The 14,580-nt window shown below is 39.6% G+C and carries 13 protein-coding genes; 9 read left to right on the top strand and 4 right to left on the bottom strand.

Features of this window, described 5'->3' with window-relative positions; genetic code table 11:
• Positions 1-68: 68 nt before the first annotated feature.
• From ccsB to ACZ42C_RS03710, 4 genes are all read right to left on the bottom strand, one after another.
• A complete protein-coding gene (gene ccsB, locus ACZ42C_RS03725) occupies positions 69-1,265 on the bottom strand; it encodes a c-type cytochrome biogenesis protein CcsB (RefSeq protein WP_461181740.1) in 1,197 nt (398 codons plus the stop codon).
• 26 nt (positions 1,266-1,291) lie between these two features.
• Positions 1,292-2,935 carry a cytochrome c biogenesis protein ResB gene (gene resB, locus ACZ42C_RS03720; RefSeq protein WP_461181741.1) on the bottom strand — a complete coding sequence of 548 codons (1,644 nt, stop codon included), beginning with the start codon at positions 2,933-2,935 and terminating at the stop codon, positions 1,292-1,294.
• A gap of 223 nt (positions 2,936-3,158) precedes the next feature.
• Positions 3,159-3,731, bottom strand: a complete 573-nt coding sequence (gene resA / locus ACZ42C_RS03715; protein ID WP_461181742.1) for a thiol-disulfide oxidoreductase ResA — start codon at positions 3,729-3,731, stop codon at positions 3,159-3,161.
• A gap of 656 nt (positions 3,732-4,387) precedes the next feature.
• Positions 4,388-5,881, bottom strand: a complete 1,494-nt coding sequence (locus ACZ42C_RS03710; protein WP_461181743.1) for a multicopper oxidase family protein — start codon at positions 5,879-5,881, stop codon at positions 4,388-4,390.
• Between the two features lie 828 nt (positions 5,882-6,709).
• On the opposite strand from ACZ42C_RS03710, the gene ACZ42C_RS03705 reads away from it, so the two are divergent.
• From ACZ42C_RS03705 to ACZ42C_RS03665, 9 genes are all read left to right on the top strand, one after another.
• Positions 6,710-7,222: a DUF6431 domain-containing protein gene (locus ACZ42C_RS03705; RefSeq protein WP_461181744.1), complete on the top strand. Its 513-nt coding sequence runs from the start codon at positions 6,710-6,712 to the stop codon at positions 7,220-7,222.
• A 41-nt stretch (positions 7,223-7,263) separates the two neighbouring features.
• Complete coding sequence (locus ACZ42C_RS03700; RefSeq protein WP_464891255.1) at positions 7,264-8,616, top strand: DDE-type integrase/transposase/recombinase; 1,353 nt, start codon at positions 7,264-7,266, stop codon at positions 8,614-8,616.
• Complete coding sequence (locus ACZ42C_RS03695; protein WP_461181900.1) at positions 8,609-9,409, top strand: ExeA family protein; 801 nt, start codon at positions 8,609-8,611, stop codon at positions 9,407-9,409. The genes ACZ42C_RS03700 and ACZ42C_RS03695 overlap by 8 nt, the downstream gene beginning before the upstream one ends.
• Entirely contained in the window at positions 9,406-9,627 is a 222-nt protein-coding gene (locus ACZ42C_RS03690) for a DUF5348 domain-containing protein (RefSeq protein ID WP_461181899.1), read from the top strand. The genes ACZ42C_RS03695 and ACZ42C_RS03690 overlap by 4 nt, the downstream gene beginning before the upstream one ends.
• Positions 9,628-9,771: 144 nt before the next feature.
• Positions 9,772-10,350, top strand: a complete 579-nt coding sequence (locus tag ACZ42C_RS03685; RefSeq protein ID WP_464891285.1) for a hypothetical protein — start codon at positions 9,772-9,774, stop codon at positions 10,348-10,350.
• A gap of 86 nt (positions 10,351-10,436) precedes the next feature.
• On the top strand, positions 10,437-11,723 hold the full coding sequence (locus ACZ42C_RS03680; RefSeq protein WP_461183789.1) for a DDE-type integrase/transposase/recombinase: 1,287 nt from the start codon (positions 10,437-10,439) through the stop codon (positions 11,721-11,723).
• On the top strand, positions 11,716-12,516 hold the full coding sequence (locus ACZ42C_RS03675; protein ID WP_461183788.1) for an ExeA family protein: 801 nt from the start codon (positions 11,716-11,718) through the stop codon (positions 12,514-12,516). Before ACZ42C_RS03680 ends, ACZ42C_RS03675 begins: the two co-directional genes overlap by 8 nt.
• Entirely contained in the window at positions 12,513-12,779 is a 267-nt protein-coding gene (locus ACZ42C_RS03670; RefSeq protein ID WP_461183787.1) for a hypothetical protein, read from the top strand. The genes ACZ42C_RS03675 and ACZ42C_RS03670 overlap by 4 nt, the downstream gene beginning before the upstream one ends.
• Positions 12,780-13,318: 539 nt before the next feature.
• Complete coding sequence (locus ACZ42C_RS03665) at positions 13,319-14,521, top strand: IS110 family RNA-guided transposase (protein ID WP_461183496.1); 1,203 nt, start codon at positions 13,319-13,321, stop codon at positions 14,519-14,521.
• The last annotated feature ends 59 nt before the right edge of the window (positions 14,522-14,580 follow it).

The raw sequence follows: 14,580 nt of genomic DNA, 5'->3' as shown, positions 1-14,580 counted from the left end.
ATTTTACCAAAACATGTTTTAAATTTTTATATCCTCCATTAAAATGGTGTAAAAACTAAGAGTAGAATTTATGCATAAGAATGTAATCCAGCTATAACTAAGTTTACCACGATTAGATTAAACAAAATAATAGCAAACCCAATAATGGCCAGCCATGCAGACTTTTCACCATGCCAGCCGCGGGACAGTCTTAAATGTAAATAAGCCGCATAGAAAAACCATGTAATTAATGCCCAAACTTCTTTTGGATCCCAGCCCCAAAATCGGTCCCATGCAATTTGCGCCCATATGGAAGCGAAAATAAGTCCTCCCAACGTAAACACAGGGAATCCGATTGCGACTGCCCGATAGTTTATTTCATCCAACATTTCCGGTTTTACATTCTTTAAAACCGGCTGTATCGCCTTTCCTACACGTTTTCTTAAGATGAGCCTGGTAATGAGATAGATAATACTTCCTGTCATAAATGCCCAAATTATCGTATTGAATTTTCTTCCAGCATCAACACCATACATCCAAGCAGGTGTTTCGAACCAGGGCTGCATCACGCCTTCCGTCAATAGCTCTCCGTCCGTTGGAGACACAATAGCGGGCAGTTGATACACCGTTGTAGCCTCATAATTATCCACTGTATATTCAAATGATGCTTCGTAATCCATAAAATTAAATATAGAAGTGGAGACAATAAAGCCTATAAATAAAAATAGTGTGTACAGTACAATTTCCAGCCAGGTTGTTCGCTTACTTCTGGTCGTTTGGTCTATTTGTCTAATTAAATAAATCAACCCTGCAATAAAACTTATGGCAAGTATCCCTTGTCCCAATGAAACCGTAATTACATGTATTTGCAGCCAATAAGTTTGTAAAGATGGTACCAACGGTGCGAGTTCAGTCGGATACATACTTGCATAGGCAATGATTATCATCGCAATAGGCAGAGCAAATAACCCCAATGCCCCCAAATTGTAAATGAAATATATGATAATAAATGCAAGTACGATACTCATACCCAAAAACGTAGTGAACTCAAATAAGTTAGCTACTGGTGCATGACCACTGGCCATCCACCTCGTAATAAAATATGTGAGCTGTGCTGTAAATCCAATAATAGTAATCGATATCCCAATATTTCCTGCTATACCTTTTTTATGCTTTGATCGCTTATCCCTTATTGTAGCTCCAAAGAAAAAAGTCGCTACAAGATAGAGAATAAATGCTGTAAAAAGCATTGAATTACTGATACTAACTAACATTGAAGTACTCATAAAGCTCCTCCTCGTAATTTAAAAAGCTACTTTTCGTCCAATTCCTGCTGATCTTCAACCATTTTTATTGAAGTTTCATCAATTGCTTTTTCGATATCCCTTTGCAAACCATGCCAATTTTTATTTGTATGTGCAGCAATCAATACTCCATTAGATTTAGGGTGGATCCAGACTCTTCGATGCTGCCAGTACATTCCCTGAATTACCCCAATCATGAAGACGCCTGCGCCAATTCCAAAAAACGGCAAGGTATAATCCACTCGAATAGATATCCCGCTAACCGCGTGCATATCAAAATCATTAATACCTATTCTGTATTCATTTTCACCTGTAGCGTCAATATTTCTGCCAATTCCTATAAAATTAACTTCAGCAGTTTCACTTTCCGGAGGATATACGGTAAATATAAATGCCGGGTTTCTTGGGAAATTTGTTTCCGAAGCAGGCGTTTCGTTGTCATCCATATAAAAATCCGGGTAATACTGACTGACGTCTATTTGAAATCCACTCTCCAGTTCATATGTTGTTTCCGGTGAAAAAAGATCCACTGTAAATGTACCTAATGATTCCTCTTCAGGATCTTCCGAATTAGATAGATCGAAAGTCATACTCGAAAATTCATTTAACTGATACCCGGCTTGGTAAAGTGTATACCGGTCAAACTTAATCGGATTGTTCATAGTTAGTTCATCTTCGAGGATCTTCTTCAGTTCTGCTTCTCCCCCTGTAACAGAAGATTCCGCTTCCTGATAAATAATTAAATCAGTCTGATAATTACTTGGAATCATACCTTCTATCTCTATAGCATCTCTAAAGCGTTCATCTTCCGGATCATGCGTTTCCAATAAAAATTGCTTGCTTTCAATATAGTATTCGCCTTCCGTTCCTGGTATAACGAGCCGTTCACCATCTCTTACCCATACATATTCATCCATATACATCCATGGAGTCATACGGATGATTGCAGATAGAAGAATAATAATTAATCCGATATGGTTTACATATGGGCCCCATCTGGAAAAACGACCTTTCTCAGCCAATATATGGCCATTTTCCTCCCTGACTTTATATCGTTGCTTTTTCAACCGTTCTTTTACAGTTTTCAGATCGTTTTCATTAATGGATTCCGTTTCGCTGAACAACCTTTGTCTTTTTAAAAATGTGGTATGGCGTTTTGCTTTTTGTCTTTTTAATGCCTTGTACAAAGGTACAAATCGATCAATACTGCAAATAACAAGCGAAACACCGATTAGGGCAATTAACAGCATGTACCACCAGGAACTGTATAAATTATGAAATCCAAGCTGGTAAAAAATCAGTCCGAATATACCATATCTGTCCTCATAGAAAATAGCAGGGTCTCTTGACGGCGCGTCTGGGGGTATGTACATTTCCTGCGGAAATATAGATCCAATTGCTGAACCGAGTAATGCCAGCACAATTAGCCAAACACCAACCTTAACGGAGGAAAAAAAGCTCCATGTTTTATCTATAATTGATTTGTTGTATACCTGTGATCTTCTGGCGCTTCCTTCGTAGCGCATATTCAGAAGTTTTTTCTCATCATTTCCATCCAAATGCTGATTCCCTTCAACAGGTTTACCACATGCTTCGCATAGCACGGTACCTTCCGGGTTTACGTGTCCGCATTCACACTTAATTTTATTCATGAAAATCCCCTCATCATAGACTACTTTTATACATCTTTCATTCCCAAAAACACACAAAAATGTAGCACTCTGAAATTAAATATATTCATGAAAAATATTCATGAAAAGAAACAAAAAAACGTTATCCTTCTTTCTTTAGGAACATATCCATTTTCAAAAATCTGTATTCATATGAGTTCCATACCTAATACGCGCGCTCGTTCCCCTGCCTTTAGAACTATATTCAGGAAGCAGGGCGAATTGTTTGAAAGTGTCCCTCCAGACTCTCTAATGACAATGCTCCTTCTACCACCTCAACTATTTCTCCTTCCGGATCTATAAAAAATGTAGATGGAATTGGTCCAATTTTATACAAATCCTTTACTTCCCCTGAAACATCATGTGGGATAGGAAAAGTCAAACCAAAATCATCAATAAACCGGTGAATAACAAGTTCCGTTGCATCAAGGCTGACTGCAACTATTTCTATTTCATCTCTATATTTCGGGTATAATTCCTCCATATAAGGCATTTCGTCCTTACATGGTTCACACCAGGTTCCCCAGAAATTAAGCATGACACCTTTTCCTTGCAATTCACTTAATTGGATGTATTCCAAGTCATTATATTCATTAATTTGCTGCAATTTAAAATCCGGTGCCAAATCCCCGGCTCTATAAATTGTATTATCCTGCTGCAGATTATTCACTAATGCAAATATAACTGCCGCCAACATTATTCCGAGTATGGCAGTTCTAAAAATTAACCGATTTCTTTTTTTGCCTTTTTTCTTCTTTTTTATTGAATCCAAACTCACTTATTTCACTCCTCAATTGCTAGTAAGGGATTAAATTTGTAATCCAACAGCCTTCTTTAAGTTATAATTTAAATATTCCATTGCTAGTGTAATCAATCTTTATGTAGAATGTGTGAAGATAGGATAAGAAAAGATAGTATAAACAAAACGCTAGTAGTAATAAGAATAGACTGGAAGAAAGTAATAATAGATTAATATTTATATATTTTTTGAACAGTAAACAGAATATGTGTTCCACCATTATTAAGCACATATATGTTATAAATTCCGATTCTTTTCCAAAAGTTTCTGTAACTTCCGGCCTGTCACCTTATTTCCAGGTTCTACATGTTAATAGACATATGGGCAGTACCATATGACATTTATATTTTTGTCTAAGGCTAAAGCTCCCGTATGGAATAATATCCTGCCTATTAGTTTTTGATAAAGCTGGACCATTTTATATCGAGTTGTTTAATGAATAATTGTATAGTAGGGATTATGGAGGTGTACTTTATAAAGTCCTCCTCCATCAAATATCCCATTTATTTACAACTTTCTTTTTCTATGACTAAAATGCAAAAACTGAGGGTTCGTGCCAGCCCCATCTAAATAAATTACATCATTTTCCTCACGCTTCACTCGCTTATAAATCTACACAGATGATGGGTTTAAGATTATTCCACTTTCACCTGTCCCATCATGCCGTTGTCTTCATGCTCAAGAATATGACAATGGAACATATACACACCCTTGTGCTTAAATTGTATAGCTATTTTGACCGTCTCATCTGGTTCAACGGAAATACTGTCTTTCCATCCCCGTTCATTTTCCGGTGGTTCTTCTCCATTTCTGGAAAGTATTTTAAATTGAGCTCCGTGAATATGAAACGGGTGAATCATGCCGCCCATTTCGTCCGGTTTATTGTATATCTCCCAAACTTCCGTTTCCCCTTGCTCTTGTGTGAAATCAATTCTTTCCGGATCAAATTTCTTTCCATTGATCGTTACTTGGTCCATCATCCCAAAGAGTTCCACTTCCTTTGTAACTGGCAAGTTCATCTCTTCTTCTGTAATTGAAAAATCATTCATCTCTCCAGGAATGCTGCTATCCTCTCCACTTTGATCAGAAACCTCAAATGGTAAAAGAACAGCTCCATCGTCATCTATTAACGCCAATTCATTCTCTGTATCAAGCTCAGAAAAATCTACAACTATTTCTGCCCGTTCAGATGGGGTCAGTGTAATTTCATCGAGTGTCACCGGTTCATTCAAAAAACCTCCATCCGTTGCAATTTGCACAAAAGAATCCCCTGTATTTAATCTAAATGTGTAATTTCGTGCATTAGATCCATTCAATAAACGAAGACGTACTTTCTCTTTGTTTACAGTCAACTTCGGATTCAGTGTTCCATTGATCAAGAGGGTATCACCGATTGTCCCATCATCATTCATTGCAGCATTGAAATTCAGCTGTTTATTATCATCAAATATCTTGTCCTGAAAAATTAAAGGGATATCATTCTCCCCATACTCATTTGGCAATCCCAGACTATTTGAATTATCATCTTCAATATATAGTAATCCCGCGAGTCCATTATACACCTGTTCAGAGGTTTCCCCTTCCGGATGGGGATGGAACCATAACGTCGACGCTTCTTGTGTAACCTCAAATTCGATCAACCCTTCTTCTCCAGGATTTATGGATTCATGTGGTCCACCATCTGCGTCTCCCGATACTTCCAATCCGTGCCAATGAAAAGTTGTCTCCTCATCTAGTTCATTGATCGTTCTAATTTTTACTGTTTTACCTTCTTCAAGACGAAGCATTGGTCCTAAAAAAGACCCGTTGTATCCATATGTTACCGTTTCAGTTCCATCAAATATTTCCGTTTTTCCTTTTTGTGCCCGAACAGTGTAAACGGCTTCCTCATCGTCATCACGTTCTAGCGCAGAAGGAATTTCCAATTCATTTTCCCCGGTTGAATCGTTTAAGCTTACCACCTCATCATGATCTATATGTTCATTTACCATCATGTCTTGATTCATAGTGGAATGATCCATTTCTTCATCAGGTTCTTCATCAGGCTGTGAGCTATTGTTAGTGCACCCGCTAATGACTAATAAACTTATTATCAATGCGAATACTGCAACCTTAAATTTTAATTCCATAGTTTACTTTCCCCTTTCACTGGTGACTTCCCAGAAGTATAGCAGGAATGTTTGAAGATTTTATGCATATTACATAGAAATATTGTTTTACAGGCTTAAAAGTCAGTTATATGGATAATCTTACTAATATTTAACGGTTATAAAACCTATAATCGCCCGTCAACTAAACTCAAAGAAATCACTCTTTGGAAAAATAAAAACTAGAAAGATGAGAGAATTAACCACTACTCTAGATTAGTTACCAGGTAGTCTACGTTTATACCACAGATTTGATTTAGCTTTTCAGCCAGTGGAAGCAGCGCATCAACAAAAGCTTTATCAGGTGGAAGATTAATAGACAACAGAACAATGGAACCTGATGGTGAAGGATATACAATAGAATGTTTACGACATCCAATAAAATAAATATTCTGATTTTGGTTTATCGTCCATTTTTGGAGAAAAAAATGGTGTGTAATGACAATAAAGTTGTTTAATTTTGAAGCTGAAGATACGCATTACACCGTCCGCAAATGTGGACGGTGTAAAAATAAAGTTGTTTTATTACTTGTGAAATTACTGAATACGTACTTATGGAAGTAACAATAAAGTCGTTTAAAAATCAAATTCTTATGCCACTGTTTTAGCTATGTTAAACAGGCCGGAAGTTGACGGTTATGTCTGACCAGAAGTAGACTGATAATATGACCAGAAAAAAATCCAGGAAAGGAAAAGGACGCCCCCATTAACGTGAAATTGCGGAAACAATTTCACTGGAGACGTCCACTAAAACCTAACATATGATTAGTATATCAGACTATACGTTAATTGAGAAGAAGGACGAAGCAGGTGTTTTTTGTTAGGAGTGCGGAAATCAATCACTGTCCTATTTGCGAAAGCCCTTTGGTAGTGGCTGGAAGCCGGCGGAGGGTATGGTATAGAAATTCAGGAGATAAAGAGAAACTTATTATACGCCGGCTTTATTGTAAACGTTGTCATAAAGTACATCATGAATTACCTGATGTTTTAATCCCTTACAAACGTTATGGAGTAGAAAGCATTGAACAGGTTGTGGATGATAATTTGATAGATGTTCCGGCTGATGAATCGACATTGGGTCGCTGGCGTGAATGGTTTCAGATCTGGGGACCATATGCTGTGGGCTGCATGATTTCTATTATAAAGCGGTTTCAATTGGACTTACCTGTGGGGAGCACGTCCGGTGCCCCAAGGACCGTGCTCCAAAAAATCGGACGTGACGGAAGAACATTAGATGGATGGCTGGCGAAAGTTGTCCGTCCTATTGTTAATGTTCATTTATGGATACAGACCCGTTCTGCATTCCTGTCCGGATACTCTTGAGATAGACTCATGTTTAATAGCTTAAAAGGAGGCTCATTGACATGAGAAATCAAAAGAAAGCACAGGAGATTGCTGCTGAACGGGTACAATTACTGTCTCCATTGTTGGCGGATGGATTGGATGCCGCCAAGGCCAGACAAATCAGACGGCAAATTTGTGAAGCAAGTGGACTTTCTGAACGAACTATTCGAAGATACTTAGCACAATATCGACAGGCAGGGTTTGAAGGTTTAAAACCAAAAGGAAAAGGTACGCAAATCAGGGAAGCTATTCCCGATCATTTATTGAAACAGGCTATCTTATTGCGTCGGGAAGTACCATCACGCAGTATTGCCCAAATTATTCAAATCCTGGAATGGGAAAAACGAGCTGAGCCCGGTCAATTGAAGCGGAGTACCTTGCAGGAAAAGCTTGCTGAAAAGGGGTATAGTGCTCGGCATATGCGAATGTACAGTGATCCTGGTGTGGCTGCCAGGCGTTTCCAACGGAAAACTCGCAATCAATTATGGCATTCTGATATTAAGTATGGACCGTACCTTCCTATTGGTCCAGGTGGAGAGAAAAGACAAGTTTATTTGGTGGTGTTCCTGGATGATGCTTCTCGATTTGTGATGCATGCCGGGTTTTATCCCACCATGGATCAACGTATTGTGGAACAGGGTTTTCGTGAATCTATTCAATTATACGGTGTTCCCGAATCTGTTTATTTTGATAACGGAAAACAATACAGGACAAAATGGATGAAACGAACCTGCTCAAAGTTAGGCATCCGGTTATTATACGCTAAGCCGTACTCGCCAGAGGCTACCGGGAAGGTAGAAAGGTTTAATCGGATAGTGGGTAGTTTCCTGGATGAGGTTTCACTGGAGAAGCCCACAACACTGGATCATCTAAATGAGCGACTCCGTGTGTGGTTGAGTGAATGCTACCAGTACAAGCCGCATAGTGCTTTGGGGGAAAACCAAAGTCCGGAAGCAGCTTTCCGCAGTGATGACAAAGCCTTACGGTTTGTCAGTACAGAAGAATTGGCGCAAGCATTTTTACACTGTGAGACGCGTAAAGTGGATAAATCAGGATGTATTAGTTTTATGGGTAAGAAATACGAGGCTGGATTATCGTTTATTGGCTGCAGGGTCGATGTGGTTTATGATCCTTCGGATATTACGGAAGTGACCATTGAGTACGAAGGACATGCACCTTGGACAGCTCGTGAATTGGTGATTGGTGAACATGCCGGGAAACGGCCAACGATGCCGGATCATCTTGGACAACAGTCCACAGAGCACTCCAGACTGTTGGACGCAGCGACGGAACAGTATGCTTCCCGTAAAGACGTTCAGAAGACAGCGGTTTCCTATCGCAGGGTTAAGAAAGAGGGTGCTTCACATGTTTAACCATTTTTACGGTTTTACGCACACTCCTTTTAACCGCGATATTCTCACATCGGCATTATATTATCCGGATATGCTGGATGAAACCATTGGGAGATTGGAATATGCAGCTGAATCACAATTATTTGCGGTGGTGACAGGAGATGCTGGCACCGGGAAAACAACGACGCTCAGGAAATTTACGGATGAACTGGATTCCGGTTTGTTTAAGGTTTTATATCTGGCCGATTCTAAATTAACACCCCGGCATTTCTATAAAGGGTTACTGGAACAGTTGGGGTGCGAAGCCAAGTTTTATCGTGGAGATGCTAAACGGCAGTTACACAATCAGATTGAAATGATGCGTGGAATTCATGGTTTATTACCTGTGGTTATTGTAGATGAAGCACATCTACTGGACCGGGAAATGCTGGAGGAAGTTCGCTTTCTGCTTAATTTTAAAATGGACGCTGAAAGTCCAATGGCTTTGATTCTTGTCGGACAAAGTGAACTTTGGGACCGGCTTCGGCTCCAATCATTTGCAGCTATTCGGCAACGAATCGACCTGCAATGTAAGCTCCCGCACTATGATCGTGCGCAGGTAGGTGGATATATACAAAAACATTTAACCGAAGTCGGTGCACAAAGCGACATTTTCACAGATGCAGCGATTCATGAAGTTTTTCAGTTTTCGAATGGTACACCAAGGCTGATCAATAAGATTTGTACGCATTGTCTCATTTACGGTGCCCAAAATAAACAAAAACTCATCGATGATCATATGGTAAAACTGGTGATAGAAGGTGAACTGTCATGACAGAAGGAATGATGACCTATGAATACAATAGAGACGCCTGGGTAGTTGAATTAAACGGTTATCATTATACACTCTTTTGCGGTGAATCATTTGAACTTATTGTTGGCCAGTATAAAATCCCTTCTAGGCTCGAGTTGGGGTTGGATTGGTATATTATCATGGAGGAAGATGTTCGATTCGACCTTCGCATAGGTAATGTATATCATATAAACATCTAAAATTGGCTAACTGAACGAAGGGTGTAAAACGTCACTTTATTCCCTCCGAAATAGGGGCATTCTATTCAAATTCCTCCAGATTAATTATTTACTTCCCTGAAGTAATGTGCTAAATTTTTTGCATATTATAAGGGGGAGTTTTTTATGATGATACCACATTATTTTGGAAAAAGTCTTAAAGGTTATGCTTTAGAGGGGAAAGATAATGATTTCCCAAGGTATGAAAGGTGTCCCGGCTGTAATTGTATTGCTGAGGGCAACCTGCACCGTAACGGATATTATTTTCGTTATGGAATTGATAGGGAGGCAGATCAGTGTATACCGATATGTCGAATGAGATGTTTGGCTTGTAAGGTAAACATTTCTATTCTTCCTGAGTTTCTTATTCCGTATTTTCAACATACCTTGGATACGGTCATTCATAATATACACCGTATCATTGATGGGGAGAAATTGGATGGTTGTCGCCAGCAGTTTGCCCAGCACTTCAAGCGTTTTAAAGAAAGGCTACCTTGGATACATAGTTTTTTTGTGGACGAGGGGCATCAATTAGGGTTTTCCCGGGACATAAAAAAAGAAGCCCAAAAATACGTGAAAATGATCCTGGATTTAGGCGAATCCACCTTCTTTCGAAGGTCCTGGGGTCATTTGTCATCATATTTTATGGGCAAATTAATTTTACCATATTTATCGCCTGAAAAAAATAAAATCAGTCCCACATAAATATTGCCTATGAATCTCTTGTCGGAAAAGGTAGAATAAAAGCAATGGATAACCGGTTGTCCTTCTATTCAAAGGAGGAAAAATTCATGAATGAAAAAACACGGGAAGAAATTGCTTTATTTCGCTATGGCCTGATTGCCCCGCTTTTCAATGGGCAAAGGGAGCCAAAGGAATATTTTCAGGAATTGGAGGGGAAAGTTCACCAGGTTCCTTACTACGGGGAACGAAAAATTGCGGCTAAGACGATGCAGGAATGGCTTCTTCATTATCGGAGAAATGGGTTTGAAGCATTAAAGCCCAAAAGACGGGCAGATCGCGGGAATTCTCGCCGACTCTCTCCCGATGATAAGGATCACATTCTCAAAATAAGAAAAGAAGAATTTTTTCACATGCCGGTCAGTGTGTTTTACGAACAGCTGATTAACCGCGGAGAGGTTCATAAACATGAGGTATCCTATTCGACCATTAACCGATTACTCAAAAAACATAACCTGGCCGGAAGGAATCACATGAGCTTTCACCCGGAAAAAGAACGGAAGCGTTTTGCCTATGACAAAGTCAATGTGCTATGGCAGGCAGACCTGTCACATGGACCATATATACCCATCGATGGGAAGATGAAGAAAACCTTTCTAATCGCCTATATCGATGATTGTTCCAGGATCGTGCCATATGCCGAATTTTTCTCTTCCGAGAAGTTTGATGGATTAAGAGAAGTGACAAAAGAAGCGCTAGTGCGACGTGGAAAGCCAACCATGATTTATGCGGACAACGGAAAGATTTATAGATCAGAAACGCTGCAGTATGCCTGTGCGGAGTTGGGGATCACACTGGTGCATACGCAACCATACGATCCAAAAAGCAAAGGGAAAATAGAAAGACTATTCAAAACAATACAAACACGGTTTTATCCGTTATTAAAAAGTGATCCGGCTCATTCTCTGGAAGAATTAAATAAAAGATTTGGGCGGTGGCTGGAGGAGGATTACCACCGAAAGCCACACGCCTCACTTGATGGAGAATCACCCCATCAAATATTTCATTCACAGTTAGATCATATCACATTTTTAGATGATCTATCCATATTAGAAACAATTTTTTTAAAAAAAGCAGAGAGAAAAGTGAAATTGGATGGAACGATTACGTTAGAAAAGCAATTATATGAGGTTCCCGCTGCATATATTGGGCAAAAGATTGAACTTCGACTTGATGATCAAGCAGTTTATGTATTTGAGGATGGAAAGCAAGTGGCTGAAGCTATTCCGGTTTCCATGGGAGATAACGCGCACGTCAAACGAGGGCCATTACCATCTCCGTTCGCTGTCACGGATACAACAGATGAAGATGAAGGGGAGGAAACGGCTCATGTATAAATCCTTTTATTCACTGGCAAAAACCCCATTTCTCAAGGATGTGAAACATGCCGACGCTTTTGAATCCACTATTTATCAAGAAGCGTTAAACGGGTTGTCATATTTACAAAAGTCCAAAGGCATTGGTTTAATTATTGGTGATCCGGGTGCCGGGAAAACATTTACACTGCGTTCATTTAAGGAGTCACTTAATCCGGCGTTATATCATGTGGTCTATTTTCCATTGTCTACCGGAGGTGTAATGGATTTTTACCGGGGACTCGCTTATGGTTTGGGGGAAGAACCAAAGTTTCGTAAAGTAGATTTGTTTCGCCAGATTCAATCAGGAATTGAACAAATGGCGCAGGAACGTAAAGTTACCCCTGTTTTTATACTGGATGAGATGCATATGGCAAAAGATGCTTTTTTACAGGATTTGGCAATACTTTTTAATTTTCAGATGGATTCATCGAATCCATTTATTCTCATATTGGCCGGACTACCACATTTAAAAACACGACTGAATTTGAATCATCACCGGCCATTGGCTCAACGAATCATTATGAAGTATCAAATTCAACCATTAAGTAAAGAGGATGTGTATGCGTATATAGAGCACCATTTAGAACTGGCAGGATCCAGAATGCCGATTTTCAGTTCCACCGCCCTGGAAGCAATCGCTTTGCGATCACAAGGCTGGCCGCGTGTCATCAATACATTAACAATGAACTGCCTTTTGTACGGGGCACAACAGAAGAAAGAACAAATTGATGAGGAAATCGTCCGTCTGGCAGCTGAGGAAAGGGCTTTATGATGGTTGAAGGTATTATGATTTTTCATATGGGTTTCTGGAAAATATGGATTGATCAAGAGGAGTACGTAGCGTACGAAGGATTGCCTATAGAAATAAAGATACAGAATCATTATGTGAAAGTTAATATAGGAAAAGATTATACTGAATACAATTCGTGGTTTGTGGAGTTTACTGAAGATGTTGCTTTTAATCTTCGGGAGTTTGAGGCTTATAAAGTAAGAGTAGTGTCCATAAATTTATTGAAAGAAGAGGATGTCCTTTAAGAGGCATCCTTTTTTCATAAAAAAACAGAAGAGAAATAAAGTGATTATTTATTGCCAAAGCTGGAATAAAGTGGGAAAAATAGCACATTACTTCAGATATTCCACTGTATTAATTTGAAATTAGGGACCTGAGATAATGTGCTAGTTTACACGAAGGGGAAGAAGGAAATATTATCCTTCTTCCCCTTCTTTTTATATTCTGTGGTCAATAATCTAGTCAAAACTTGGACAGAAGACGCAATCAATATAAAGGCATTATATACAATCAGTAACACCACAATCGCGCCCGATCGTATTATAAGGTCAGCCGGTCATTGAACTGGTTGACCTTATTTTAATGGGTTTTTATGCTTAAGGTAGCCGGGGTAGGACGCTCGCGCCCGTGGGACATTGATCCCGTCCGTAATACTGTCCACCCCCTCCTTGTAGAAACATGTTTGAGGCTAGTTGGGACACGATCCCGCATAACAAGCGAAGCTATGACACTACAAGTGATGTAGGGGCGCACCGGCGAATCTATTAAAGGAGTTGTGATTCATATGGATCCTGTTATTGGTCTGGATGTCGCAAAAGGCGAAAGCCAGGTCCAAGCTTTTTTACAAAGGAAACAAACTTATAAGCAAAGCTTTAAATTTGCTCACGACCTACAGGGGCTTCACGTATTTCATCGTTTTTATCAAGAAGTGGAACGGGTTTCGGGTCAGCCTCCGGCTATCATCTTTGAATCTACCGGACACTATCATGAGCCTGTGCTTCAATTTCTTGAAAATCATGGTATAACGTATTATTTAATCAATCCAGTGGTTTCCTTTGAGGCCAGAAGGACGAGCCTGCGTAAGGTGAAAACGGACAAAATCGATGCGTTTCATTTGGGAGAGCTGTACTACAAAGAGGACCTTGAGGTCTATCAAAGGAAAACAGAGTCGGCCTTGAATCTGCGTCTCTTGACAAGACAGCACAGCGCGTTAACAGACAGCTATGTTGAAATCAAGCTTCAATTTCAGGCTGCTCTGGATCAGATTTTCCCAGAATATCATGGCGTTTTTAGTGATCTTTGTGGCAACCTCTCGTTGAACATCTTACTGCACTATCCAACGTCAACAGATATTCACAAGGTTTCTCAAGAGACGTTGGCTGATGAAATGCGTCAATTCGGAGCGAGACGTTCCCAAACTTGGTTTTTGGATAAAGCTTCTCAATTAAAAGATGCGGCAGAACGTAATCCTTTTCAATCTCCTGTTTGCCATGGTCATCTAGTCAGCTTGCGTATGTATATTCAAATGCTTTTTCAATATCAAGAGCACCTATCCAAGTTAAAAAAAGAGATAGATGCCCTGGCACAGACCTTTGAAGACTACAGATTGATCCAATCCATTCCTGGAATCGGAGATAAAATTGCAGCAACAATCATTTCCGAAATTGGGGACATCAATCAATTTCATTATGCCAAGCAATTGACTGCCTATGCAGGACTTGACCCAAGTGTTTTTGAGTCAGGCAAATTTAGATCCTCGATCAACCGCATCACGAAAAGGGGATCATCAAGATTACGTCAGTCCCTTTATACGGCTGTGCAATGCGGTCTAGCAAAAGAACGAAACAAGAAGCTTATCAGCTTTTATGATCGCAAACGAAACGAGGGCAAGCCCCATAAAGTAGCAGTGATTGCTTGTGCCAATAAACTCGTTCATTGGATTCATGCCATGTTAAAGTATCAGGAAGTTTTTGTAGATCAATCATAAAGTAATTTTTTTGCTAACATTCTGTAATCTTCTTGTTTTAGCATGAAGGCTATTTGGTG

It is taken from the genome of Virgibacillus kimchii (assembly GCF_055379185.1).
The sequence above is the reverse complement of the archived record's forward strand: the minus strand, read 5'-3'. Positions and strand labels throughout refer to the sequence as shown.